Below are 767 nucleotides of genomic sequence, written 5' to 3'. Positions count from 1 at the left end.
CAAAGGTGCTCTACATCACACCTCCTTCGCGCCGTCGTGGCGCACGATCGTCCGCGAAACGCGCGTATTCGACATTGATGTACTTGCCGCTCCGTGTGACTTCTCGCGCTCGCTCCAGCATCTTGTCAACCTCGTTGAGGTAAAGATTACTGAGCAAGGGCGAAAGCACACCGCCTTGCGGAACTCCCTTCTTGCCAGCGGCTTTCAGCATAACTCTTAGGAGATGCATGACGTCCGCGTCGTTGATCCGCTGCGCCACCTTCGCCAATAGCCGGTCATGCCGGACGTTGTCGAAATACAAACGTCTGCGGCGACATCGAAGACGGGCAGAGCACTGGGTACGGGACATTGCGTGCCGCACCCCCACGCTATTGGCCCATTGGCCGATGCTGCACAAGACGGCGGCTGGACGGTAAGAGCCGGATGAGCGGAGACGTTCACGTCCGGATCTGTGAGCGCCTGGGGGTGAAACTCCCCGGGCGACTCGACGTGCGCCACGACGGCGCGAAGGAGGTGTGATGTAGAGCACCTTTGAGCAGCCTTGCTGCACAGAAGATGGGGGTTGGCCCCTCGAACTCGGGTTGCAGGATCAGGGTTCAAACCACCGGCTGCTGCTTCGGCCCAATGGTCGAGGTGGTGAGCGAGACCGGAAAAGGCAGAGCGAGACTCTGTCAGGTAAGGATCGAGGAGACGAGCGCAAGCGAACCACCGATGAACTGTCGAAAGCGTAGGGAAGACGTCAAAACCAAGGGGTAGTCGTTATCTTG

1 protein-coding gene is annotated in these 767 nt (G+C 59.3%); it reads right to left on the bottom strand.

The features are described 5' to 3' along the window. Positions 1 to 10 precede the first annotated feature (10 nt). The gene (locus J6525_RS47865; RefSeq protein WP_225649624.1) at positions 11 to 349 is read right to left on the bottom strand and encodes a reverse transcriptase domain-containing protein; all 339 of its coding nucleotides are present in this window, start codon (positions 347 to 349) and stop codon (positions 11 to 13) included. Positions 350 to 767: the final 418 nt, after the last annotated feature.

Source organism: Bradyrhizobium australafricanum, assembly GCF_020329495.1.
GTDB classification, from domain to species: Bacteria; Pseudomonadota; Alphaproteobacteria; order Rhizobiales; family Xanthobacteraceae; genus Bradyrhizobium; species Bradyrhizobium australafricanum.
The sequence above is the reverse complement of the archived record's forward strand: the minus strand, read 5'-3'. Positions and strand labels throughout refer to the sequence as shown.

Bases quoted from the DNA above. Each gene is read 5' to 3' on its own strand.
- J6525_RS47865 (WP_225649624.1), bottom strand. From the start codon at position 349: ATGTCCCGTACCCAGTGCTCTGCCCGTCTTCGATGTCGCCGCAGACGT.